15 protein-coding genes are annotated in these 22,606 nt (G+C 71.6%); 5 read left to right on the top strand and 10 right to left on the bottom strand.

Going from position 1 to position 22,606, the window contains the following annotated elements; all coding sequences use genetic code 11:
• The first annotated feature begins 74 nt into the window (after positions 1 to 74).
• Positions 75 to 944 carry a universal stress protein gene (locus ACSHXN_RS05250; RefSeq protein ID WP_356292438.1) on the top strand — a complete coding sequence of 290 codons (870 nt, stop codon included), beginning with the start codon at positions 75 to 77 and terminating at the stop codon, positions 942 to 944.
• Positions 945 to 1,057: 113 nt separating this feature from the next.
• Here ACSHXN_RS05250 and ACSHXN_RS05245 read toward each other — a convergent pair whose 3' ends face one another.
• The 6 genes from ACSHXN_RS05245 to ACSHXN_RS05220 form a co-directional block, all read right to left on the bottom strand.
• A complete protein-coding gene (locus tag ACSHXN_RS05245; RefSeq protein ID WP_355138252.1) occupies positions 1,058 to 1,834 on the bottom strand; it encodes a dienelactone hydrolase family protein in 777 nt (258 codons plus the stop codon).
• Between the two features lie 167 nt (positions 1,835 to 2,001).
• The gene (locus ACSHXN_RS05240) at positions 2,002 to 3,261 is read right to left on the bottom strand and encodes a DUF4032 domain-containing protein (RefSeq protein ID WP_438302731.1); all 1,260 of its coding nucleotides are present in this window, start codon (positions 3,259 to 3,261) and stop codon (positions 2,002 to 2,004) included.
• Positions 3,262 to 3,410: 149 nt separating this feature from the next.
• Entirely contained in the window at positions 3,411 to 5,912 is a 2,502-nt protein-coding gene (locus ACSHXN_RS05235; protein ID WP_356110363.1) for a SpoIIE family protein phosphatase, read from the bottom strand.
• A gap of 805 nt (positions 5,913 to 6,717) precedes the next feature.
• Positions 6,718 to 8,643 (bottom strand): AMP-dependent synthetase/ligase, encoded by a 1,926-nt coding sequence (locus ACSHXN_RS05230; protein ID WP_355138258.1) that lies wholly within the window; start codon positions 8,641 to 8,643, stop codon positions 6,718 to 6,720.
• 260 nt (positions 8,644 to 8,903) lie between these two features.
• Entirely contained in the window at positions 8,904 to 9,854 is a 951-nt protein-coding gene (locus ACSHXN_RS05225) for a TauD/TfdA dioxygenase family protein (RefSeq protein ID WP_438302730.1), read from the bottom strand.
• A 143-nt stretch (positions 9,855 to 9,997) separates the two neighbouring features.
• Positions 9,998 to 11,017 (bottom strand): LLM class flavin-dependent oxidoreductase, encoded by a 1,020-nt coding sequence (locus ACSHXN_RS05220; RefSeq protein ID WP_438302729.1) that lies wholly within the window; start codon positions 11,015 to 11,017, stop codon positions 9,998 to 10,000.
• Positions 11,018 to 11,277: 260 nt separating this feature from the next.
• Here ACSHXN_RS05220 and ACSHXN_RS05215 point away from each other — a divergent pair, with 260 nt between their 5' ends.
• Positions 11,278 to 12,732 (top strand): aminotransferase class V-fold PLP-dependent enzyme, encoded by a 1,455-nt coding sequence (locus tag ACSHXN_RS05215; RefSeq protein ID WP_438302728.1) that lies wholly within the window; start codon positions 11,278 to 11,280, stop codon positions 12,730 to 12,732.
• Positions 12,733 to 12,791: 59 nt separating this feature from the next.
• Here the strand turns inward: ACSHXN_RS05215 and ACSHXN_RS05210 are convergent, their stop codons facing one another.
• From ACSHXN_RS05210 to ACSHXN_RS05200, 3 genes are all read right to left on the bottom strand, one after another.
• Complete coding sequence (locus ACSHXN_RS05210) at positions 12,792 to 13,607, bottom strand: ABC transporter permease (protein ID WP_438302727.1); 816 nt, start codon at positions 13,605 to 13,607, stop codon at positions 12,792 to 12,794.
• Entirely contained in the window at positions 13,604 to 14,548 is a 945-nt protein-coding gene (locus ACSHXN_RS05205) for an ABC transporter ATP-binding protein (protein ID WP_438302726.1), read from the bottom strand. The genes ACSHXN_RS05210 and ACSHXN_RS05205 overlap by 4 nt, the downstream gene beginning before the upstream one ends.
• Positions 14,549 to 14,623: 75 nt before the next feature.
• Positions 14,624 to 16,351 (bottom strand): ATP-binding cassette domain-containing protein, encoded by a 1,728-nt coding sequence (locus tag ACSHXN_RS05200; protein ID WP_438302725.1) that lies wholly within the window; start codon positions 16,349 to 16,351, stop codon positions 14,624 to 14,626.
• 187 nt (positions 16,352 to 16,538) lie between these two features.
• Between ACSHXN_RS05200 and ACSHXN_RS05195 the strand changes: the two genes are divergently transcribed.
• The 3 genes from ACSHXN_RS05195 (at position 16,539) to ACSHXN_RS05185 (ending at position 21,143) form a co-directional block, all read left to right on the top strand.
• The gene (locus ACSHXN_RS05195) at positions 16,539 to 17,306 is read left to right on the top strand and encodes an NPP1 family protein (protein WP_355138270.1); all 768 of its coding nucleotides are present in this window, start codon (positions 16,539 to 16,541) and stop codon (positions 17,304 to 17,306) included.
• Positions 17,307 to 17,496: 190 nt separating this feature from the next.
• Positions 17,497 to 18,858 (top strand): lectin, encoded by a 1,362-nt coding sequence (locus ACSHXN_RS05190; protein WP_355138272.1) that lies wholly within the window; start codon positions 17,497 to 17,499, stop codon positions 18,856 to 18,858.
• Between the two features lie 131 nt (positions 18,859 to 18,989).
• The gene (locus tag ACSHXN_RS05185) at positions 18,990 to 21,143 is read left to right on the top strand and encodes an RICIN domain-containing protein (RefSeq protein ID WP_438306431.1); all 2,154 of its coding nucleotides are present in this window, start codon (positions 18,990 to 18,992) and stop codon (positions 21,141 to 21,143) included.
• Between the two features lie 95 nt (positions 21,144 to 21,238).
• Here ACSHXN_RS05185 and ACSHXN_RS05180 read toward each other — a convergent pair whose 3' ends face one another.
• Positions 21,239 to 22,603: an FAD-dependent oxidoreductase gene (locus ACSHXN_RS05180; RefSeq protein ID WP_438302724.1), complete on the bottom strand. Its 1,365-nt coding sequence runs from the start codon at positions 22,601 to 22,603 to the stop codon at positions 21,239 to 21,241.
• Positions 22,604 to 22,606 lie beyond the last annotated feature (3 nt).

Raw genomic sequence — 22,606 nt, 5'->3', positions numbered from 1 at the left:
TTTCGCTCCGGAACCAGGTGAGCGCCCGAATCGGTAGCGTGTGCACGTCGGATCATGAACAGGGAGGCAGCCGTATGACCCGCCCCATCACCGCGGGAGTGGACGGATCACCGGAGAGCGTCGCCGCGGCGGCCTGGGCGGGCCGTGAGGCGGTGCGCCGGGGTCTGCCGCTGCGGATCGTGCACGCCTGGCACTGGGAGCCGTACGAGATCGTCCCGTCCGCGGACCGGGACGCCCAGGCGGGCTGGGCCCGGGAAACCGCCGAGGTGGCCCGGCGCACGCTCACCGAGCGCCACCCGGAGCTGACCGTGACCGCCGAGGCCCTGGAGGGCACGCCCGTCGAGGTCCTGGTGGAGGAGGCCGCCGCGGCGGAGCTTGTGGTGCTCGGATCGCGGGGCCACGGCGCGGTCGTGGGCTTCCTGCTCGGTTCCGTCGGGCGGCAGGTGATCGCCGAGTCCGCCCGGCCCGTGGTGCTGGTCAGGTCCGACGACCGGGCGGCGGCCGAGGCGGCGGGCCGCGAGATCGTCGTCGGCCAGCACGGGGAGCCGGACGACGGCGCCGACGCGCTGGAGTTCGCGTTCGTCACGGCGGCGGCGCGGGGGGCGGCGGTCCGCGTGGTGCGGGCCTGGACCCTGCCGCCCGTGTTCGCCTACAGCCCCGCATCGCTGAAGCTGCTCGACGAGGCCGGCGGTCTGGAGCCGTACGAGCGCAAGGCGCTGGACGAGGCCGTGCGGCCCTGGCGGGAGCGCTTCCCGGACGTGCCGGTGACCGAGCATGTGGAGATGGGCAGCGCGGGTCAGGTGCTGCTCTCCGCGGCCGCTCGTGCGCAGCTCGTGGTGGTGGGGCGGCACTCCTCCCGCGTCATGGGCCCGCGCATCGGCTCGGTGGCGCATGCGCTGGTCCACCACGCGCCCTGCCCGGTCGCGGTGGTCCCCCCGGCCTGACCTGTCAGGCGGGTTCCCGGGCCGCCGCACGCCGCGGCAGGCCCGTCGGGCCGCCTGCGCCAGGGCAACCGCGGGACGGCGGGCCCGAATGGCCCGCCGTCCGGACGGTGGACCTACGATGCGCCGTCGGTGCGCCGCAGGGTGCGGTCCAGCAGGGCCAGCAGCTCGCTCCAGTGGCGGTCCGCCGCCTCGGCGTTGTAGCTCGAGGTGTCGGCCTGGGTGTAGCCGTGGTGGGCACCGGGGTACACCTCGGTGCGGTGGCGGACGCCCGCCTCCGTGAGCGCATTGTCCAGCCGCTCGATCTGCTCGGGCGGCATCGAGGCGTCCTGGTCGGCGTGGCCGAAGTAGACCTCGGCGGTGACGCGGTCGGCCGCCAGATGAGGGCTGTCGGGGGCGTCGGTCGCCAACTGTCCGCCGTGGAACCCGGCCACGGCGGCGACCCGCTCCGGATACGCACCGGCGGTGCGCAGTGCGAGCCGGGAGCCCATGCAGTAACCGGTGATGCCGATCGGGCCGTCGGCGGCCTGGGGACAGTCGGCGAGCCAGCGCAGATAGGCGTTCGCGTCGCGTTCGACCACCTCGGGCGTCAGGGCCTGCACCAGCGGGCCGATCTGCTGCAAGATCTCCGGGCGCTCGGCCGTGTTGATGAACTCGGGCAGTTCGACGACGGGCGCCCGCCCCTGCCGGTAGAGGACGTTGGGTACGAGGACGGTGTAGCCGTTCCCCGCGAGGCGGTCGGCCATCTGCTTCAGGGACGGGCGCAGACCGAAGGCGTCCATGTAGAGCAGAACCGCGGGGTGGGGGCTGCCGTCGTCCGGGTAGGCCAGGTAGGCGTCGGCAGTGCCGTCCTGAGTGGGGATGTCCACGGACGTCCCACGGGTGGAGGTCATGTGCTGTTCTCCTGACTTTCGTCATCCGGCCGATGGCGATCCGGCCGGGCCTTCGGGCGCCATCATCGCAACGCCGGCCGGCGGTACCGTGCGCGGGGATCATGGGCGCGGCGGAACGGCAGACTGAGTGAACGGCGACGGGGGCGCTCGGGCGCAGGACGGTCCGTTCAGGCGGAGGGTGGCGTCCGCGCGTCCTCGTCCTCGGCATCGGACAGCGTCTCGCGGACCCGGGGCAGGATGGTCGCCACATAATCGTCGACCGCGGTGTCCAGACCGATGTCGTGCTGGGCGCGCTCGGACAAGTACCAGCGGTGCTCGAGGAGTTCGTGGTACAGCTCGGCGGGATCCATCGCGCCCCGCAGTTCCGGGGGCACGGCACGCACCGTGGGCCGGAACACGTCCCGCACCCAGCGGTGGGCCAGTACCTCGGGCCGGGCGGCGAGGGGATCGCCGGGCGCGTAGTCGTCCTGCGTGGCCATCCAGCTCTCGAGGTCGGTGAGCAGCCGCCGGGCCTGGTTCTCCTCGGTGTCGAGGCCGGTCAGTCTGAGCAGCTGCCGCTGGTGGTGCCCCGCGTCGACGACCTTCGGGACGAACGTGACCGTGTCGCCGTTGCTGGAGTGCGCGATCTGCATCTCCGCGACGTCGAACCCGAGGTTGTTGAGACGGCGGACCCGGCGGTCGATGTAGTGGTACTTGCCGGCCGGATACACCGACGTGCGGGTCAGTTCGTCCCACAGCCGGGTGTACCGCTCGCAGATCTCCGTGCCGAACTCGATGGCGTCCACGGACGGATGCAGCGCCCCGGACGCCTCCAGGTCCAGCAGTTCGCCGCTGATGTTGACACGTGCGAGATCGAGGTCGTAGTCGCGCTGTCCGGGGCTCAGCCGGGGATGCAGCTCCCCGGTCTCGGCATCCACCAGATATGCGGCGTACGCGCCCGCGTCCCGCCGGAACAGGGTGTTGGAGAGCGAGCAGTCGCCCCAGGCGAATCCGGCGAGATGCAGTCGTACCAGGAGCACGGCGAGCGCGTCCATCAGCCGGTGCATGGTGGCGGGGCGCAGCGTCGTCTCGAACATCGACCGGTACGGCATCGAACCGCCCAGATGCCGGGTGATCAGCACCGGTTCGAGGGCTTCGCCGTCCCGGTCGGCGCGGCCGGTGACCACGGCGAGCGGGTCCACCGCCGGGATGCCGAGCCGGTCCAGGTCCCGCAGCAGCTCGAACTCCCGCACCGCGGGCCGCTCGGCGAGCTCCTTGACCGCCACGACCTCAGCGCCGGCCCGCGCGTAGCGCACCACGTGCCGGGAGATGCCGCGCGGCAGCGGCACCAGCACGTGCTCGGGCCACTGCTCCAGAGGCAGTTGCCAGGGCAGGTCGAGCAGGAGCGCGGGGTGCTCCGGATTGGTCGCGCTGATCTGCAGAGCCATCGAAGGACTGTCCTCGCCTCAGGGTCGGTCGTCGTGCCGAGGAGCATCACCGCACCCGCACGGCGCCCGCGTCAACAGGCGGCCGGATCATGGACGGGAACCGCCGGGGCCGCACCACGGCGGGGCTCGACGAGGGGACGCCCGGCGCGCTACGTGTGGGCGGTGCCGGGAGGCTCGTGGCGGCGTGTGGCGAGCAGGAGCGCGATGTCGTCCGGGCGGTCGGTGGCCCGCCGGGCACGTTCCATGAGCCGGTCCCCGATGTCCGACAGCAGGGGGCCGCCCCCGTGGGCCGTGCCGTCGCCCGCGAGCGCCTTGCGCAGGGCCTCGACCCCTTCGTCGATGTCGTGTCCCGGCTGCTCGACGAGCCCGTCGGTGTAGAGCGCCAGGACGGCCCCGGGTTCCAGCCGCAGATGTGTCACCGGGTAGCGGGCCTCCGGGTCCACCCCGAGCACCAGTCCGCCGGGCAGATCGAGGACCTCCGCGCGGCCGTCCGGATGGCGCAGCAGGGGCTGTGTGTGACCGGCCCGCACGGCCCGTGCGTACCCGGTGTCCGGGTCCAGCCGGATGTAGCAGCAACTCGCGAACTGGCCGGGATCGAGGTCGATGAGCAGCCGGTTGGTGCCGCCCATCACCTGGTGCGGGGCGTGGTCGCGGAGCGCGAACGCCCGTACCGCGCTCCGCAGTTGGCCCATCGTGGCGGCCGCCTGCACTCCGTGGCCCTGTACGTCTCCGATGACCAGGGCGAGGCCGTCGCCGGCCTCGACGACGTCGTACCAGTCGCCGCCGACGTCCATGCCCTGGGTGCCGGGCAGATAGCACCCCTCCGTCTCCACCTGCGGATGCTCCGACAGCCGGTGCGGGAGCAGCGCTTCCTGCAGACCGCGGGCCAGTGCGGCCTCGGAGTCGTAGAGCCGGGCCCGCTCCAGGGCCTGGGCGACCAGACCGGCGAGCGCGGTGAGCACCGTGCGCACCTCGGTGCTGAAGGTACGCGGCCGTTCGAAGCCGAGCACACAGGCGCCGACCGGCCGCCCGGAGGCGATCAGCGGCAGGAACGCCCGCGAGCCCACCGGGGTGTCGAGCGGCATGTCCGGATAGGCGGCCTCCAGTTGCTGCATCGATTCGAAGAACAGCGGCCGGCCGGAATTGAGCGTCTCCACACCCGGCAGTTTGGCGTCGAGGCCCACGCCGTCGAACTGCGAGAGGAACCGCGGCGGGAAGCCGGTCTCCCAGGCCAGGTGCAGATGCCGCTCCTGCAGCAGGTAGATGGCCAGCCGGGTCCCGCCGAAGGCGGGCAGCAACTCCCGCATCACCACTTCGGACACCTGGCGCGCGGTGACGGCCTCGGACAGGGCGATCGCGAGGACGATGGGCCGGTACACGGGGGTGGGGGTCTCCCCGACCGCCAGCGGCCCCTCCGGCGCCGCGGGCTCATCCATGGAGGGCGCCTCCGCCCTGTGTCCGAGCGGCACCATCCGGCAGGTCAGGACGTCCGCGCCGGGATAGACCGAAAGGGTGAGCCAGTCGCCGTCGCCGCCCCGCACGGTGCCCGAGGTGGGGCGCCGCACATGGAAGTGCACCGGCTCGGGCGTGATCAGGGCCGCTCGCAGCCGTTCCTCGTAGGCGGGGCGCGCCAGCCAGGGGACGGCGTCCCACAGGGTCCGGCCGACGAGCTCCGCCTGCGGCCGGCCCAGCAGGTCGGCGGCGCAGGGGTTGGCGTAGGTGATCAGCCCGAGGCGGTCGAAGGCGAAGAGACCGTAGGGCAGCAGATCGGTGGCCTCCTGCGCTGCCTGCCCCGCCCCCCGGTCGATCACCAGCCCGCCTACGCGGTACTCCCGCCGGGTCGATCCCTCGGTCCAGAACTCCAGCATCAGATGACCGCCGTTCTCGGTGCGCACACCGAGCGGACGCGACGGCGGTGAGCCGGCGGCGGTCTCCCGCAGCGCACCGAGCACCAGGTGCGCGTCGTCGGGGGAGATGGCCGAGGCGAGGGCCTCGGGTGAGCGGGCCACGTCGTCCTTGGCGCCGCCGGTCATGTCCCAGAAGGTGGCGTCGGCGGTGACCGAGGAGTCGGTGGGGTCCCAGACGAAGTGCCCGATGAAGCCCTGGGGCAGACCGTGGGCGGGCAGCCGTACGCCCATCGGGTCCCCGTCCCAGTGCAACGGGACCCCGTCCTGTTCCAGGGCGCGCAGGGCGCCCCCCAGGCGCTCCGCGACCGCCGTGACCCTGGCCCGGTGGGGCAGTGCCTCGGAGCCCTCCGGAAGCGGGGGCCGCAGCACCGCGAGGACGCCGTACGCCGTCGTACCGTCCATGACGGGCACGTACAAGGAGCCGAAGCGGAACGGCAGCCCGGCAGCCATCTGCGGGTAGCGCCGCATCGTGTCCGTGGCGTCGGTGAGCACGACCGGCGTGCGGAGCCGGTAGGCGTCCGCGGCGGGAAGCTGCCGGTCCATGTGCAGTCGCGTCCACGGCCGGAACAGCGGCCCCGGCAGCCCCGCGAGCACCGCAAGGCGCAGCACCGCGGGCGTGCTGGCGCGCAGGTAGACCCCGCCCGCGAATCCGGCCACGGCCTGGATCGCGTCCGTCACGGCGCCGGTCAGCACAGCGGTCGGTGTCCCGGGTGCGCTGTCCACGCGCTCGGCGCTCCCTTGCATCGGTCTGCCTTCGTCCCGAGCCGTCGGGTGAGGTATCACAGCAAGAATGCGCCGCACTGCCCCTGACGCGCATCCGGACGGCCCGGTAAGGGGTGCCTCGGCCGTCGCACCTGACACCAGCGGCGCCGCGAAGCCGGTCGCGGGACACGGCGGTCCGGAGTCCGTGGCGGGTGATACGGGCGTCCCGCGCCAGAGCGCGTGACCGGGCCCGACGGCGTGTGGGGCGGCCCGCCCACCGCGGTCGACGACGCAGGGGACTGAGGCGGGATCGCCGGCTGCGGAGGGCGCCCGGGGTCGGTGGGCACGGGGCGGTGAGCCTTGTCCTCATGATCTGCCGTGCCGGGTCCCCGGGCGGGCTCGGTGGTGTGTGGGGTGGCTTCGGCGTTTCCGGTTGTGGCCGTGTGGGACGGCCGGATCGGGGTCGCCGTTCGCGGGTCGCTCGGGGCTGGGCGGCGTGGTGGCGGTGAGCAGCCGTCGTGCCGGGTCCCCGGGCGGGCCAGGTGGTGTGTGGGGTGGCTTCGGCGTTTCCGGTTGTGGCCGTGTGGGACGGCCGGATCGGGGTCGCCGTTCGCGGGTCGCTCGGGGCTGGGCGGCGTGGTGGCGGTGAGCAGCCGTCGTGCCGGGTCTCCGGGCGGGCTCGGTGGTGTGTGGGGTGGCTTCGGCGTTTCCGGTTGTGGCCGTGTGGGACGGACGGATCGCGGTCGCCGTTCGCGGGGGCGGATACGGTCGGGCGGTCGGTGCGGCGGCGGTGAACGCCGATGTCATGCCCCGCCGTGCAGCCCGTCGCGGGTCCGCAGACGCCCGCTCACCTCGTGCGCCGGAACACGTCGTCGGAGTCGTCCCACAGGGGAAGTTCCTCGGACCTCCGCTCCCGTGGAACCCGCGACGCGGAGTGGTACATCCCGTCGATCTCGACCGCGTACCGGTGCGCGATGGCGTCCCTGCGCAGCTTCATCGACGGGGTCAGGAGTCCGTTGGACACGTCGAAGGGCTCCGGCAGGACACGGAAGACCCGGATGGACTCGGACCGCGACACCGTGGTGTTCGCGGCGGCCACGGCACGGGCGACCTCCTGGCGCAGCGCGTTCGCCTCCCGCGCCTCGCCCGCCGGGACGTCCCCAGGCATGAACAGCGCGCCGCGCCAGTGCGCCACGAACTCCGGGTCCAGTGTGATCAGAGCACCCACGCAGGGCCGGTTGTCGCCGACGACCACCGCCTGATGGATGAGCGGATGCATGCGCAGCCGCTCCTCGAGGGCCGCCGGAGCGACGCTCTTCCCGCCGCTCGTGACGATGATGTCCTTCTTGCGGCCCGTGATGGACAGGTATCCCTCCGGATCGAGGTGCCCGAGATCGCCCGTCGCCAGCCAGCCCTCGCGCAGCGCCGCGTGTGTGCCCAGATCGTCGTTCACGTACCCCTGGAAGACCGAGGGGCCGCGCACGAGGATCTCCCCGTCCGGTGCCACCTGCACGTCGATGCCCGGCAGCGGGAGCCCGACGGTGCCGGACTTCTCCCGCCCGAGCGGCTGGGCGGTGATCCCTCCGCCCGTCTCGGTCAGCCCGTATCCGTCGTGCACGTAGATGCCGATCCCCTCGTAGAACAGGGCGAGTTCACGGCTGAGCGGCGATCCACCGGACACGGCGCCGCACACCCGCCCGCCGAGGCTGGCGCGCACCTTCCGGTAGACCGCCCTGTCGTAGAGGCTGTGCTGGAGCTTCAGATCGAGACCGGGTCCCGGCCCCGTGCCCAGCCGCTGCCGCTCCGTCGCCAGGGCGTAGTCCTGTGCCGTGCGCACGGCCCGCTCGAACAGGGCGCCCCGGCCCGCCTGCTGGGCGGCGCGGAGGGCGTTCTTGTAGAGCTTCTCGAAGACGAACGGAACCGCGCACAAGTAGGTGGGACGGAAGGTCAGCAGGGACTCGGCGAGGACGTCCGCGCGGAGCTCGGGTTCGTGCCCCATGAGCAGGCCGCCCCGCAGGCACAGCACCTGGACCATCAGCCCGTACACGTGCGAGAAGGGCAGGAACACGACGGTGGAGGGCTGCTCCCCCGGCGGAGCCCAGGTGTGCCCCCAGCCCGCCAGCCTCGTGTCGCCGGCGCCGGCCAGATTACGATGGCTGAGCGCGCATCCGCGGGGGTGTCCGGACGTGCCCGAGGTGTAGGCGATGACCGCGGTCGAGTCCGGCAGCACGATCCGGCGCAACGAGTCCACGGTCGTGGCCGGTACCGGGCGGCCACGCTCCACGAGTGCCTGGAGCGCGCCGGTGTCCAACTGCCAGACGTGGCGCAGCCGGGGCAGCGAGGCGCACACGGAGCCCACGGTCATCACCCCGTGCTCGTCCTCGACCAGCACCGCGACCGAGTCCGAGTCCCGGAGGATCCACTCGACCTGTTCGTGCGAGGACGTCGGGTAGATCGGCACGACTTCGGCCCCGACCGCCCACAGCGCACAGCTGAGCACGGTCCACTCGTGGCGGGTGCGCGCCATGATGGCCACCCGGTCGCCGGGACGGATGCCCGAGGCGACGAGCCCCCTGGCCAGATCGACCACTTCGTCCCGCAGTTCGATCGCCGTCACCGTCGTCCAGACGCCGTCGTCGCTGCGACGGGCGATCTGCGGCAGCAGCGGATCCCGGGCCGCCCGGTCGAAGACGCTGTCGGCGAGCCCTCCGGTCATGACGGGCGATCCCGTCGTGTCCTGGGCGGCCGCCCGGACGTTCCCCAAGTCGCGCATGCGCCGCCCCCGAGCCTCTCTGCGACGTCGCCGATCGATGCGGGATCGGCGGTGCTCGAATCTAGCCCAGGTTGCCGCCGGATGCGGCGGAATACGACAAGGAACTCACAGGAAGTGGCAGCAGGAGGTTCCGGTCGCAGGCGGAGGATTCCCCGCAGCGAACACCCCCCGGTCCACCGCGCCGTCCGCGCGCGGGGCATCTGCGCGCCGACGACGCCGTGAACGGCCGGCTCGGACCGCCGGCGCCCTCCCGCGTGGTGTCACCAACGCCCGGGCTCCGTACCGGTGATGGGCGCCGAGGGCTTGCCGTCGGGCCCGACCGGGACGTCTCCGGCGAGCATCACGCGGTGCATGATCCGGGGATGTCCGGGGGTGACCAGGTCCCCGGGGGCGAGGTGGATGGTGGACCGGTTGTCCCAGAAGGCGACGCTGCCCGGTTCCCAGCGGAAGCGGACCGTGTACTCGGGACGCGTGGCCTGTTCCACAAGCAGTTGCAGGACGTGTGCGCTCTCGGCGCGCGAGAGGCCCGTGATCTGGTCGAGGTAGTAGCCGTTCACGAACAGCACCCGTTCGCCCGTCTCGGGATGCACCCGCACGAGCGGGTGCTCCGTCGCCACCTGGTGGTCGAGGAGATGCCGCAGATAGGCGTCGTCGCCGGGTCGCGCCTGGTAGCCGACACCCAGCCGGTGCTCGGCGCGCAGCCCGTCGACGAAGGCCCGTACCGGCTCCGAGAGCCCGGCGTAGGCGGCTGCGAGGTTGGACCACTGGGTGTCCCCGCCGTAGGGCGGCACCGTCTCGGCGCGCAGGATGGTCGCGGCGGGCGGATCGACGCGGGCACCGTGGTCGCAGTGCCAGCCCCTCAGCAGTGAGTGCCGTCTGCGGCGCAGCCATTCGTCGTGGTCCATGCCGTAGCGCCCGCCGAGCTCCAGGCGGTCGGCCGTGGTCTCCACCTCGGGGTGGTCCTGCGGTGAGGCGCTCCCGCGCTTGCCCAGGATCACCGGTTCGCCGAACCGACGGGCGAGGGCGATGTGTGCGGCGTGGTCGAGTTCCTGGTCCCGGAAGAACACGACCTTCCAGCGCAGCACGGCGGACCGGATCGTGGCCACCGCCGCGTCGTCCAGGTCGCCGGCCAGATCGACCCCCGTGATCTCGGCGCCGATATGGCCCGCGACGGGCCGCAGCTCGATCTCCGTACCGCTGTCCCCGGTCATGCGGGCTCCGTCCGTCGTTCGTGCGGACCTCTCGGGGGCAAGCATCTCCCGTCGGCTGCCCGTGCGAAAGATCGCACGGGAGGCCCGACGGGCACCCGGGCCGCCCGGCGGGACATGACCGGGTCCGCGCCGCCGCCCGGAGCTCAGCCGGCCGGCCGCCAGCCGAGCGCAGGTCCGAGCCGGGTGGCGATGTCCGTGAGGATCTGCACGTAGTCCTCGTGCTCGAAGGTGAACGGCAGGGCGAACGCCACTTCGTGGACCTCCCGGAACGCGGCGTGCGCATACAGCTGTTCGGCGATCTGCCCGGACGGTCCGACGAGGTCGGGCGCGAACATCAGCCGGCCGGGACCCTGCGGCGTCGCCGTGCGCGGTGTCCGCTTCGCCGCGTACTCCTCGTACCGGGCCCGCTGTTCGGGCGTCGCACTGTCGGTGGGGATCACGACGAGCCCCTGCGAGACCCGGGCACGCTCGCCCTCGGGGTGATGGGCGCGGAACGTGCGGATGTGCGAGAGCTGCACCTCGGCGAAGTCCTCCGACTCCTCCGCCTTCACGACACTGCTGGTCAGCAGGTTCATCCCGTGTTCGCCCGCCCACCGTGCCGAGCGGAGGCTCCCGCCGCCGTACCACATGCGCCTGCCCAGGCCGGGGGAGTGCGGCTGGACCCGCTCGGAGAACACCTCGAAGCCCTCGACACCGCTGAAGTCGGTGGCCGGCTTCCCGCGCACGAAGTCCAGCAGCCGCTGCACGCGTTCGTAGCCGAAGTCCTCTTTGCCGGCGGTGTCCGGGTGGAGGGCCTGCTTGACCTGGTCGTAATGCATCGGGGGGCCGACGCTGACGCCCGGGTTGAGCCGGCCGCCGGACAGGATGTCGACGGTGGCCAGGTCCTCGGCGAGGCGCAGCGGGTTCTCCCAGCCCAGTGGGATGACCGCGGTCCCGAGCTCGATCCGCTCGGTGCGCTGGGTGGCGGCCGCGAGCACGGCGACCGGCGAGGAGATCCCGAACTGCAGATGGCGGTGGCGCACCCAGGCGCTGTCGAAGCCGAGCCGCTCGCCCAGTTCGATGATCTCCAGCGTCGACTCGTGTCCATGGCGCGGATCGGCCTCGTCGAACAGGCCGATGGTGAGGAATCCCAGCTTCTGCAGCGGTCGCGAGGTCGGCGGCACAGGGCTCCTCCAGGATCCGTGGCATGTCTGCCGTACGGCGGTGCTGTGTTCGATTCTCGCAGGTGACCGTTGCGGGGGTGTGACAGGGCCGTGGTGCCGTGGGGGCCACAGCGACGGATGTGAAGCGGGGCCGCCCGGGGAAGGCTCCGCGGGGGCGGATGCCGCTTTCGCGGGCGGGTGGTCCCGTCGCCTGCCGGGCGGAAGATGAGGGCGCGTCCCGCGCACGCGACGGGCCGGGACGGCAGGACACAGGGGGGATCGTGGCGGACTTGCAGACCACCGGCGGCGCGCACGGCGACGGATTCGAGGAGGCCGAGGACTTCGCACGCCTACGTGCCCGCGAGTTCGGCTACCTCGACGCCGGGGGGCACACCTATCTGGACCACACGGGAGCCGGCCTGCCTCCGAGCTCCCTCGTCACCGGGAGCGCGGCGCGGATCACCGGTGCCCTGTTCGGCAATCCGCACTCGGAGAGCCCCGCCTCACGCGCCTCGGGCGTGCTGCTCTCGGAGGCCCGCCAGGCGGTGCTGCGCCACTTCCGCGCGGACCCCGGTGAGTACGCGGTGATCTTCACGCCGAACGCGACGGGCGCGCTGCGCCTGGTGGGCGAGGCCTATCCGTTCGATCGGCGCAGCAGGCTGGTGATGGCGCTGGACAACCACAACTCCGTGAACGGCCTGCGTGAGTACGCCCGTGCGAGGGGGGCGGCCACCGCGTACGTTCCGGTGGCCGGACCCGCCCTGAGGCTCGACGAGCAGCGGCTCGAGGCCGCGTTGACCACCGGCGGGCGCGGGCTGCTGCCCGGACGCGGCCGCCGGCGCGGGCTGCTGGCCTATCCGGCGCAGAGCAACTTCACCGGAGTGCAGCATTCGCTGGAGTGGATCGCCCCGGCCCGCGACCGCGGCTACGACGTGCTGCTCGACGCCGCCGCTTTCGTCCCCACCAACACGCTGGACCTGAGCCGGTTCCATCCGGACTTCACCGTGGTCAGCTGGTACAAGGTCTTCGGTCACCCCACCGGCGTGGGCAGCCTGATCGCACGCAAGGAGGCGCTCGCCCGGCTGCGCCGGCCCTGGTTCTCGGGCGGCACGATATACGCGGTCAGCGCGCAGGCGCAGTGGCACGTCCTGGCCCCCGACGAGGCGGCGTTCGAGGACGGCACCGTCAACTTCCTCTCCATACCGGATGTCACCGCCGGACTCGCCTGGATCGACCGGATCGGAGTGCATCGGGTGCACACGCATGTCGCCGTGCTCACGGACCGGTTGCTCACCGGCCTCGGCGCGTTGCGCCACAGGGACGGTTCGCCTCTGGTCAGGGTGTACGGCCCCGGGGCCGGGGAGCCGGACCGCGGCGGTACCGTCGCGCTGAACGTGCTCGGGGCTGACGGCCGCGTCGTGGACGAGCGGATCGTCACGCGGGACAGCGCGGCACGCGGTATCTCCCTGCGCACCGGTTGCTTCTGCAACCCCGGCGCCGGTGAGGCGGCCTTCGCGCTGCCGCTGACCCGTCTGCGGGCGGCGGCCCGCACCCGCCCGCGGTCCCTGGAGGACTACTTGGAGCTGCTGCACCTGCCCTCGGCGGGCGCCGTCCGGGTCTCCCTCGGCCTGTCGTCGCGGCCGGAGGACGTGGACACGTTCCTGCGGTTCGTCGCGGAGACCTACCGGGACAGGGCGCCGGGTACGGCGGGGCTGGCCGACCGCGTGGGCTGCTGAGAGCTCTCCCGGCCTAGCCGGGCCGGCCGCAGGGCTCCGGGGGCCGGCACTGCGCCGGGTCAGGCGTCCCGTCGTCCGAGGGCCAGCCCTGCCCCGGCCAGTGCCATCAGCGCGTACAGGCAGAACACGGCGAAGCCGGTCCAGGGCGCCAGGGTGTGAGGCATCTGCTGGACGTGGATCAGACCCTGCCCCGCGGTGTTCGGCAGATACGGGTTGGCCTCGTCGAGCCACGACGACGGGAGCGCCTGGGCGAGCACGGGAAGCACCAGCAGCAGGCCGAAGAGGGTGGCGATCCCGCCCGCGGTGTTGCGGATCAGTGCGCCGAACGCCACTCCGATCAGTCCCACGACGGTCAGATACAGGCCGGCCCCGAGGACCGCGCGCAGCACCCCGGGTTCGCCCAGCGACGTGTTCAGGTGCCGGCCGGAGAGCGCCGCCTGCCCCGCCAGGAACGCCGCGAGCGAGGCGATCGTCATCAGCCCCCAGGCCACGACGGCGTACACCAGGGCTTTGGCCCACAGCACCGGAAGGCGCCGCGGCACCGCGGAGAGCGAGGACCGGATCATCCCCGTCGCGTACTCGCCGCTGACCACGAGGACGCCCAGCACTCCGACCGCCAGCTGGGCCAGGTAGATGCCGCGCAGACTGACCAGCGTCGGATCGAAGGCGAACCTCTCCTGCGGTGGCAGTTGGTCCCAGCGGGCCGAGGTGAAGTAGCTGAACAGACAGCCGAGTCCCACCATGGCGAGGACCGCGGCGAGCAGTGTGAAGAGAGTGGAGCGCAACGACCGCAGTTTGATCCACTCGGAACGGATCACCCTCAGCTGGGTGACCCTGCCCCGCTCGGCGGCGGGGATCGCCGATGCCGTCGTCATGCCGCCAGTCCTTTCCCGCCCGCGCCGATGAGCCGGGCATCGGGTGCCTGGTACTCCACGGCGTCCCGGGTCAGCTCCATGAACGCCTCCTCGAGCGAGGCCTGCTGAGGGGTCAGTTCGGCCAGGGCGACACCGTGCTCCGCCGCGAGGCGTCCGATCCGGTCACTGCTGAGCCCGGTCACCTGCAGCACGCCCGGTTCCCGCGCGGCGACCGCCACGTCCGGTCCGGCCAGCAGCGCGCACAGCCTGTCCGCCTCGTCGGTGCGCACGCGCACCACGTCTCCGGCGGCCCGAGCGACGAACTCCGCCACCGATGTGTCCGCGATCAGCCGTCCCCGCCCGATCACGATCAGGTGTTCGGCCGTCAGTGCCGTCTCCGACATCAGGTGCGACGAGACCAGGACCGTGCGACCCTCGGCGGCAAGCCCTTTGAGCAGGTTGCGGATCCACAGGATCCCCTCCGGGTCCAGGCCGTTGACGGGCTCGTCGAGGATCACCGTCGCCGGGTCGCCCAGCAGTGCGCCGGCGATGCCCAGTCGCTGGCCCATGCCCAGGGAGAAGCCGCCGACCCGTTTCTTCGCCACCGCGCTCAGCCCGACCAGGTCGATCACCTCGTCCACCCGGCGTCTGGAGATCCCGGTCGTGGCGGCGAGCGCCAGCAGATGGTGGTACGCACTGCGCCCGGTGTGGACGGAGCGCGCCTCGAGCATCGCGCCCACCTCGTGCAGCGGCGCCCGGTGCTCGGCGTACCTCCTGCCGTTGACCGCGGCCCGGCCCGAGGTGGGAGTGTCCAGGCCGAGGAGCATCCGCATCGTGGTGGACTTGCCTGCCCCGTTCGGCCCGAGAAATCCCGTGACCACGCCGGGTCGTACGGTGAAACTCAGATCGTCGACGGCGGTGTGCCCGCCGTAGCGCTTGGTGAGGGAATGGGCCTCGATCATGCAATCCACCCTCGTACGCGCCCGCCCCCCTGTCGCGCGGGACTGCTCCGGCCGGAGGGATCGCGACGTCCGCGCTCAGCCTCCCGCCCGGCTGAGTACGGCTCCCTCCCGGCACTTGCGGGCGAGGACGGCCCAGGTGACACCGAGGAAGAGCAGCGCGAAGCCGGCGAGGGCCAGCCAGCCGCGGGCCGCAGGATGCGCGAAGGTGTCGCCGTACGAGCGCAGCAGCGGCGGCCCCAGCGGTGAGGTACCCCGGCGCCACAGCGGCTCCAGACCGACCCCGCTGCCCAGCGCCTCGAACGCCCAGCGGTTGGTCATGGCCCAGCTGATCACCTCCCCGGGCAGCGGCATCCGCGGCACCGGCACGAACGCGCCCGAGAACAGCACCTGCGGAAAGCACAGCAGCGGCAGCATCAGCGTCGCCTGTCCGGGTTGGCCGACCGCGGCGGAGGCGAGCAGCCCCAGCGCGAGGGCGGCCGCCGAGGCCAGGACCGCGGACGTGAACAGCGATCCGTACACGGTCCATCCCACCGCGGGCAGCCGGTCCAGGGCGCGCAGTACAGCCAGCAGAGTTGCGTCCGCGACCGCGAGCAGCGGCAGCACGGTGGTGATCTTGGCGGCCAGGTAGGGGCCGATCCGCACTCCGGCGATCCACTCCCGGCGCACCACGGGGAGCTCCGTGCAGATCTGGAGCAGCCCGTACGTCAGCCCGAAGAAGAACGCGCTGAACGCGATCCAGAACATGATCATCGCGGTGGTGCCCGGATCGGGCGAGGAGGAGTCGAAGGCGCCCGACCGGAACAGGACCACGAACATCGCCACGATCATGACGGGTGATCCGGCCAGCACGGCGGCGGTCAGGCGGTTCCGCCACATCAGGGCGTCGGCCCGCCGGGTCAGCAGCAGCCATTGACGCACGGCTCCGGAGCGCGGCCAGGAGGGAGCCGACTCGGCGCCGGGCACGGGGTCGGGGACGTCCGTGGCCCTCGCGTCCGGCGTCATGGTGTCCGGCGCCCGGGAACCGTCGGCCACGGCCTCGTACACCTCCTCCACCGTGCCGACGCCGAACGCCTCGCACAGAGCGACGGGCTCGCCCGTGTAGGCGAGCCGGCCCGTGGGGGAGAGGAAGACGACCCGGTCGCAGCGCGGCAGGTCGGCGAGGACGTGCGTGGTGAGCACGACGGTCGTGCCGTCCTCGGCGAGTGAGCGCAGTGTGCGCAGCAGCCCCGCGGCCGTCACCGGGTCCAGGCCGGAGGTCGGCTCGTCGAGGAGGAGCACACGCGGCCGGGTGAGCAACTCGGCGGCGATACTGGCCCGTTTGCGTTCGCCTCCGCTCAGCGCGCCTACGGGTGTGTCCGCCCGGTCGGTGAGCGAGAGGACGTCCAGCACACGGTCCACGCGTTCGTCGACGTCCCCGGCCGCCGTGCCCGGTGGCAGGCGCAGCCCCGCCGCGTACACCAGGGTGCGCCGCAGGGGGAGTTCGCGGTGGATGACGTCGTCCTGCGGCACGAACCCGAACCGCGGCCCAGGCCGTCCGGGCGGTGAGCCGTCGTGCAGCACCCGCCCGCCCGAAGGTGCGCGCAGGCCCGCGAGCGTCTGCAGCAGCACGCTCTTGCCCGCCCCGCTGCTGCCGACGATCACCGTGATGCGCCCCGGGTCGGCGTCGAAGGACACCTCCCGCAGGACGCGCCCGGCACCCCGCACGTCCTGGTCCACCCGGTGCGCCCGGATCCGCAGTCCGTCGACGCGATCGGACGATGCCGTGGCCGTGGGAGCGGAGCGCGGGCGCATGGGGGTCGACATGCGGGCAGCATGCCAGGACACGGGTCGTTCGTCTCCAATTCGACGTGAACGCCTAGTCGTTGAGCGGTCATCACGTGGCGGGGCGGCGTTGTTCACCCGATGCACGGTGTGTCACGAGATTGTTCCGGGCATGCCAATCGTGCTCCGCGTACCCCCCACCGCCGTGTCTCAGGAGGCCGCAGTGAAAATGCAGAAGCACTCGAGATTCCGCAGAACGTCGGTCGTCGTCGCCGCCGCTGCCGCGCTCGTGGTCGCCTTCCCGGGCGTCGCGCTGGCCGCCCCGCCGAAGGGTCTGCCCGCCAACGCGGACGGACTGGAGCAGACGTTCCAGCCGGCCTACGACTACGACACGGACGGCTGCTATCCGACCCCCGCCATCGGCCCCGACGGAACCCTCAACGCCGGTCTCAATCCGACCGGTGCGCTCAACGGGAACTGCCGCGACGCCTCGGATCTCGACAACACCAACGGGTACTCCCGTTACAAGTGCAACAACGGCTGGTGCGCCATCATCTACGGGCTGTACTTCGAGAAGGACCAGGCACTCCCCGGGACGAGCCTCGGCGGACACCGCCACGACTGGGAGCACGTGGTCGTCTGGGTGCAGAACAACCAGGCGCAGTACGTCTCCACGTCGGCTCACGGAGACTTCGACATCTACAGCCGCGACCAGATCCGCTGGGACGGCACCCACCCCAAGGTCGTGTATCACAAGGACGGCATCGGCACCCACTGCTTCCGCCCCGCAAACAGCAACGACGAGCCGCCGGAGAACCACTACCACGCCTGGCAGTTCCCCGCGCTGGTCGGATGGAACGGCTACCCCGCGGGAGTCCGCGAGAAGCTGAGCCAGGCCGATTTCGGCAGCGCCCACTTCGGTCTGAGGGACGACAACTTCGCTTCCCACCTTGCCAAGGCAAAGCCGGCCGGGATCACGTTCGACCCCAACGCCTGACGGTGCGCGTCGGCGCCCGTGACCCGCGGGCGCCGACCGTCCGAGTACCGGACGTCCGCATCGATCCGCATCCGGCGAACCCCCTGAACTACTGGTCTGTACCAAAGTCTTGACAGTCCCTTACTTCACTTCTTAAATCGCGGTCTGAAGTAACTGCTCCCCCACCCCCCACGCAGAGAAAGGGAGTGTCATGGGCTCCCAGACCGCCGCTCGCGCCGCCTTGGCCGCGTCCCTACTGGCTCTGTCCGCCACCGCGCTGTCCGCGTCCCCCGCCGCCGCAGCGACCGGAACCATCACCGGTCTCGCGGGCAAGTGCCTCGACGTCGCCGGCGCCAACTCCGCCAACGGCACCGCGGTCCAGATCTACGACTGCAACGGCACCACGGCCCAGCAGTGGACCGTGGGCGCCGACGGCACCATTCGCGCCCTGGGCAAGTGCCTCGACGTGACCGGCAATTCGACCGCCAACGGCGCCCGCCTCCAGCTGTGGTCGTGCACCGGCGCCGCGAACCAGAAGTGGACCGTCAGCGCCGCGCACGACATCGTCAACTCCCAGGCCGACAAGTGCCTCGACGTCACGGACAACAACTCGGCCAACGGCACCCCGACACAGATCTGGACCTGCTCGGGCGGAGCCAACCAGAAGTGGACGGCGCCCTCGTCCGGCGGCACCGCCCCCGCCGCGCCGATGGCCGTGGCCCCGTACCTCTACAACGGCTGGGGCGACCCGCCGAGCCCCACCACCGTCACCAACGCGACGGGCGTGAAGTGGTTCACGCTGGCCTTCGTGCTCAGCAACGGCTACTGCAACCCCCAGTGGGACGGCGGCCGTTCGCTCACCGGAGGGGTCGACCAGCAGACGATCAACACGGTCCGGGCGAACGGCGGAGACGTGATCCCGTCGTTCGGCGGCTACAGCGGCAACAAGCTGGAGAGCTCCTGCTCCAGCGCCGGCGAGCTCGCGGCCGCATACCAGAAGGTCATCAACGCCTACGGTCTCAAGGCGATCGACATCGACATCGAGGCCGACGCCTACAGCAACCCGACCGTCCAGCAGCGTACGGTCGACGCGCTGAAGACGGTGAAGGCCAACAACCCCGGTCTGAAGGTGTACGTCACCATCGGCACCGGGCAGAGCGGCCCGGACACCAGCCTGATCAACCGGGCCGCGGGATCGGGCCTCACGGTCGACAGCTGGACCATCATGCCGTTCGACTTCGGCGGCGCAGGACAGAACATGGGCACGCTCACCCTGCGGGCCGCCGAAGGACTCAAGACGGCGCTGAAGAACGCGTACGGCTACAGCGACGACCAGGCCTACCGCGACATGGGCATCTCGTCGATGAACGGCATCACCGACCAGAACGAGACGGTCACCGTCGCCGACTTCCGCACCATCCTCGGCTACGCCCAGCAGCACCACCTCGCGCGACTCACCTTCTGGTCCGTCAACCGTGACCGCCCCTGCACCGGCGGCCCGGCCGACAGCTGCTCCGGAGTGAGCCAGCAGGCGTGGGACTACACGCGCGTCTTCGCCTCCTACACCGGCTGACCGAGCCGTCCCCCACCCCCCACAACGGCCGACGGACCGTCGGCCGAGGAGGAACCGTGTTCCCAACCCTGTTCCGCCACGGAGCGGGCCGCCTGCGGCGCGCCCGGCCCCGTACGGCCGCCGCGCTGGCACTGGTCACGGCCGCATCGGCGCTGACGGTCGTCTCCGCGGGAGCCGCCCCGAACGCCTCCGCCGCCGCGGCGGCCCTGCCCACGAGCTGGGCGACGGTCGTCAACAGCGGCAGCGGCAAATGCCTGGACGCCCGGGCCGCGGGCACCGCCAACGGCACCGCCGTGCAGCAGTACTCCTGCAACAACTCCACGGCCCAGCAGTGGAGTTTCACCTCCACCGGTGACGGCTATGTCCGCATCAACAACCGCAACGACCCGGCCCAGGTCGTGGACGTGACCGATGTGTCCACCGCCGACGGGGCCGCGCTCCAGCTGTGGGCGTACGGCGGTGGCGACAACCAGCAGTGGCAGGCGGTCGACGAGGGCGGCGGCGCCTACCACTTCGTGAACCGGCACAGCGGCAAGTGCCTCGACGTCCCCGGCGCCTCGATGGCGGACAGCGTGCAGCTGACGCAGTACACCTGCAACGGCACCGCCGCCCAGCGCTTCCAGGTGTCAGCCGTGTCCAGTTCTCCCGGTGACGTGGACCTCGGCCCGAACGTGGTCGTCTTCGACCCGTCCATGCCGTCGTCGACGATCCAGAGCAGGCTCAACTCCATCTTCCAGCAGCAGGAGACGAACCAGTTCGGCTCCCAGCGCTATGCCGTGATGTTCAAGCCCGGCACCTACAGCAACGACGTCAACGTCGGCTTCTACACCCAGGTCCTGGGACTCGGCCTGTCGCCCGACGCGGTGACGATCAACGGCGCCGTGCACGCCGAGGCGGACTGGTTCCAGGGCAACGCGACGCAGAACTTCTGGCGCGGCGCCGAGAACCTCTCGGTCAACCCGACGGGCGGCACGGACCGCTGGGCGGTGTCGCAGGCCGCGCCGTACCGGCGCATCCACCTGCGCGGCAACCTCGCGCTGGACGACGGCGGTTGGTCGAGCGGCGGCTATCTGGCGGACAGCAAGATCGACGGGCAGGTGCGCTCCGGCAGCCAGCAGCAGTGGCTGACCCGCAACTCGCAGCTCGGCAGCTGGACGGGCTCCAACTGGAACATGGTCTTCGTGGGCAGCCAGGGCGTCCCGGCCACGAGCTTCCCGAACCCCCCGTACACGACGGTCGACCGCAGCCCGGTCACCCGTGAGAAGCCGTTCCTGTACGTCGACAGCGCTGGCGCCTACCAGGTGTTCGTGCCGTCGGTGCGCACCAACTCGACAGCGACGAGCTGGGCTTCGGGATCCCCGGCGGGCGCCTCGCTGCCGCTCGACCAGTTCTTCGTCGTCAAACCGGGCGCGACTGCCGCCCAGATGAACGCGGCCCTGGCCGCCGGCAAGAACCTGCTGGTCACCCCCGGTGTCTACCATCTGAACCAGACGCTGAAGGTGACCCGTCCCGACACCGTCGTCCTCGGCCTCGGCCTGGCCACCCTCATTCCGGACAACGGCATCACCGCGATGACCGTCGCCGACGTGGACGGAGTCTCCGTCGCGGGCCTGCTGTTCGACGCGGGCACCACCAACTCGCCGACGGTGATGGAGGTCGGGCCGTCCGGCTCCTCGGCCTCCCACGCCACCGACCCGACCTCCCTGCACGACGTGTACTTCCGCGTCGGCGGCGCGGGTGTCGGCAAGGCGACCACCAGCCTTGTGGTCAACAGCCGCAACGTCATCGGTGACCACATGTGGATCTGGCGCGCCGACCACGGCAACGGCGTCGGCTGGACGTCGAACACGGCGGACACCGGACTGGTGGTCAACGGCGACGACGTGACGATGTACGGCCTGTTCGTGGAGCACTTCCAGAAGTACCAGACGATCTGGAACGGCAACGGTGGGCGGACCTACTTCTACCAGAACGAGATGCCGTACGACCCGCCCAACCAGTCGGCCTGGATGAACGGCTCCACGCAGGGTTACGCGGCCTACAAGGTCGCCGGCTCGGTGACCAGCCACCAGGCGTACGGCCTCGGCAGCTACTGCTACTTCAACGTCAACCCGAGTGTCACCGCCGAGCACTCCTACGAGGTGCCGAACACCCCGGGGGTGCAGTTCCACAACATGGTGACCGTCTCCCTCGGTGGTACCGGAACGATCCGCCACGTCATCAACGACCGGGGCGGACCGTCGAACTCCTCGACCAACGTGGCGAACCTGGTCAGCTATCCCTGACCCGCCCGGGGGAGAACCGCCGGCCAGTGGCTCCTGGCCGGCGGGCCCGCCGCCCGGCCGCGGCATCATCTGCCGCGGCCGGGCGGCGTCGGCGTTCAGGCGCCGCTCGCCCGGAGCATGTCCTCGCGCTCGACGATCTTCACTCGCTCACGACCCTGCGGTTCGCCCAGCGCCTTCTCCGCGGCGTCGAGCCGGTACCAGCCGTCCCAGGTGGTGAAACGGACGTTGCGTTCGGTGAGGAACGCGTCCACCGACTCGGGGTCCGGGGAGGCGGGCGTGTGCAGGCGCCCGTTCGCGTGGTCGTCCAGCAGATTGGCCACCGTCTCGTTGGCGTCGCCCTTGGTGTGGCCGATCAGCCCCACGGGACCGCGGCGGATCCACCCGGTCACATAGGTGGACTGCAGGTGGCTGCCGCTCTCCTCGATGACCCGACCGCCCTCGTCGGGGACCGTGCCCGAGTCGATGTCCCAGGGCAGCTTGGCCACGGGGTCGGACAGGTAGCCCACGGCGCGGTAGACCGCGCTGACGTCCCAGTCCCGGAACTCGCCCGTGCCCTTGACGTTCCCGGTCCCGTCGAGGGCGGTGCGCTCGGTGCGCAGGCCGACGACCGTGCCGTCCTCGCCGAGGATCTCGGTGGGTGACTCGAAGAAGTGCAGGAAGAGCTTGTGCGGTCGGTCGCCGGCGTCCCGGATCGCCCAGTTCTCGAGCGTCTTGGCCACCATGTCGGCCTGCTTGTTGCCGCGCCGGGTCGCGATCGAACCCTCGTCGTAGTCGATGTCCTCGGGGTCGACGATGACCTCGATGGCGGGGGAGTGGTCCAGTTCCCGCAGCTCCATCGGGCTGAACTTGGCCTGGGCCGGGCCACGGCGGCCGAAGACATGGATCTCCAGCGCCTTGTTGGCCTCGAGGCCGTCGTACACGTTCGACGGGATCTCGGTGGGCAGCAGTTCGTCGGCCGTCTTGGCCAGGACACGGGCCACGTCGAGGGCGACGTTGCCGACACCGAGGACGGCGACCTTCTCGGCCGTCAGCGGCCAGGTCCGCGGCACGTCCGGGTGGCCGTCGTACCAGGAGACGAAGTCCGCCGCGCCGTAGGAGCCGTCGAGGTCGATGCCGGGTATGTCGAGGGCCCGGTCGGCCGTCGCGCCCGTGGAGAAGATCACGGCGTCGTAGAAGGCGCGCAGATCGTCCAGGCTGACGTCGGTCGGGTAGTCGACGTTGCCGAACAGCCGGATCTGCGGCTTGTCCAGCACTTGATGGAGGGCCGTGATGATGCCCTTGATCCGCGGATGGTCCGGAGCGACTCCGTAACGGATGAGGCCGAACGGGGCCGGCATGCGCTCGAAGATGTCGATGGACACGCCGGGGTCGGTGGCCACCTCGGACTTCAGCAGCGCGTCAGCGGCGTAGATTCCGGCCGGACCGGCGCCGACGACGGCTACCCGCAGGGGGCGGGGCATGAT

The sequence above is a fragment of the Streptomyces sp. HUAS TT11 genome (assembly GCF_051553595.1).
In the GTDB taxonomy this organism is placed as follows: Bacteria; Actinomycetota; Actinomycetes; order Streptomycetales; family Streptomycetaceae; genus Streptomyces.
Note: the sequence above shows the minus strand (reverse complement) of the source record. Positions and strands in the feature narration are given on the sequence as shown.

Excerpts from the sequence above, each read along its gene's own strand:
- ACSHXN_RS05195 (WP_355138270.1), top strand. The coding sequence starts at position 16,539 with ATGCAGAAGCACTCGAGATTCCGCAGAACGTCGGTCGTCGTCGCCGCC.
- ACSHXN_RS05250 (WP_356292438.1), top strand. The coding sequence starts at position 75 with ATGACCCGCCCCATCACCGCGGGAGTGGACGGATCACCGGAGAGCGTC.
- ACSHXN_RS05245 (WP_355138252.1), bottom strand. The coding sequence starts at position 1,834 with ATGACCTCCACCCGTGGGACGTCCGTGGACATCCCCACTCAGGACGGC.
- ACSHXN_RS05230 (WP_355138258.1), bottom strand. The coding sequence starts at position 8,643 with ATGCGCGACTTGGGGAACGTCCGGGCGGCCGCCCAGGACACGACGGGA.
- ACSHXN_RS05225 (WP_438302730.1), bottom strand. The coding sequence starts at position 9,854 with ATGACCGGGGACAGCGGTACGGAGATCGAGCTGCGGCCCGTCGCGGGC.
- ACSHXN_RS05180 (WP_438302724.1), bottom strand. The coding sequence starts at position 22,603 with ATGCCCCGCCCCCTGCGGGTAGCCGTCGTCGGCGCCGGTCCGGCCGGA.
- ACSHXN_RS05200 (WP_438302725.1), bottom strand. The coding sequence starts at position 16,351 with ATGTCGACCCCCATGCGCCCGCGCTCCGCTCCCACGGCCACGGCATCG.
- ACSHXN_RS05235 (WP_356110363.1), bottom strand. The coding sequence starts at position 5,912 with ATGCAAGGGAGCGCCGAGCGCGTGGACAGCGCACCCGGGACACCGACC.
- ACSHXN_RS05205 (WP_438302726.1), bottom strand. The coding sequence starts at position 14,548 with ATGATCGAGGCCCATTCCCTCACCAAGCGCTACGGCGGGCACACCGCC.
- ACSHXN_RS05240 (WP_438302731.1), bottom strand. The coding sequence starts at position 3,261 with ATGGCTCTGCAGATCAGCGCGACCAATCCGGAGCACCCCGCGCTCCTG.
- ACSHXN_RS05210 (WP_438302727.1), bottom strand. The coding sequence starts at position 13,607 with ATGACGACGGCATCGGCGATCCCCGCCGCCGAGCGGGGCAGGGTCACC.
- ACSHXN_RS05190 (WP_355138272.1), top strand. The coding sequence starts at position 17,497 with ATGGGCTCCCAGACCGCCGCTCGCGCCGCCTTGGCCGCGTCCCTACTG.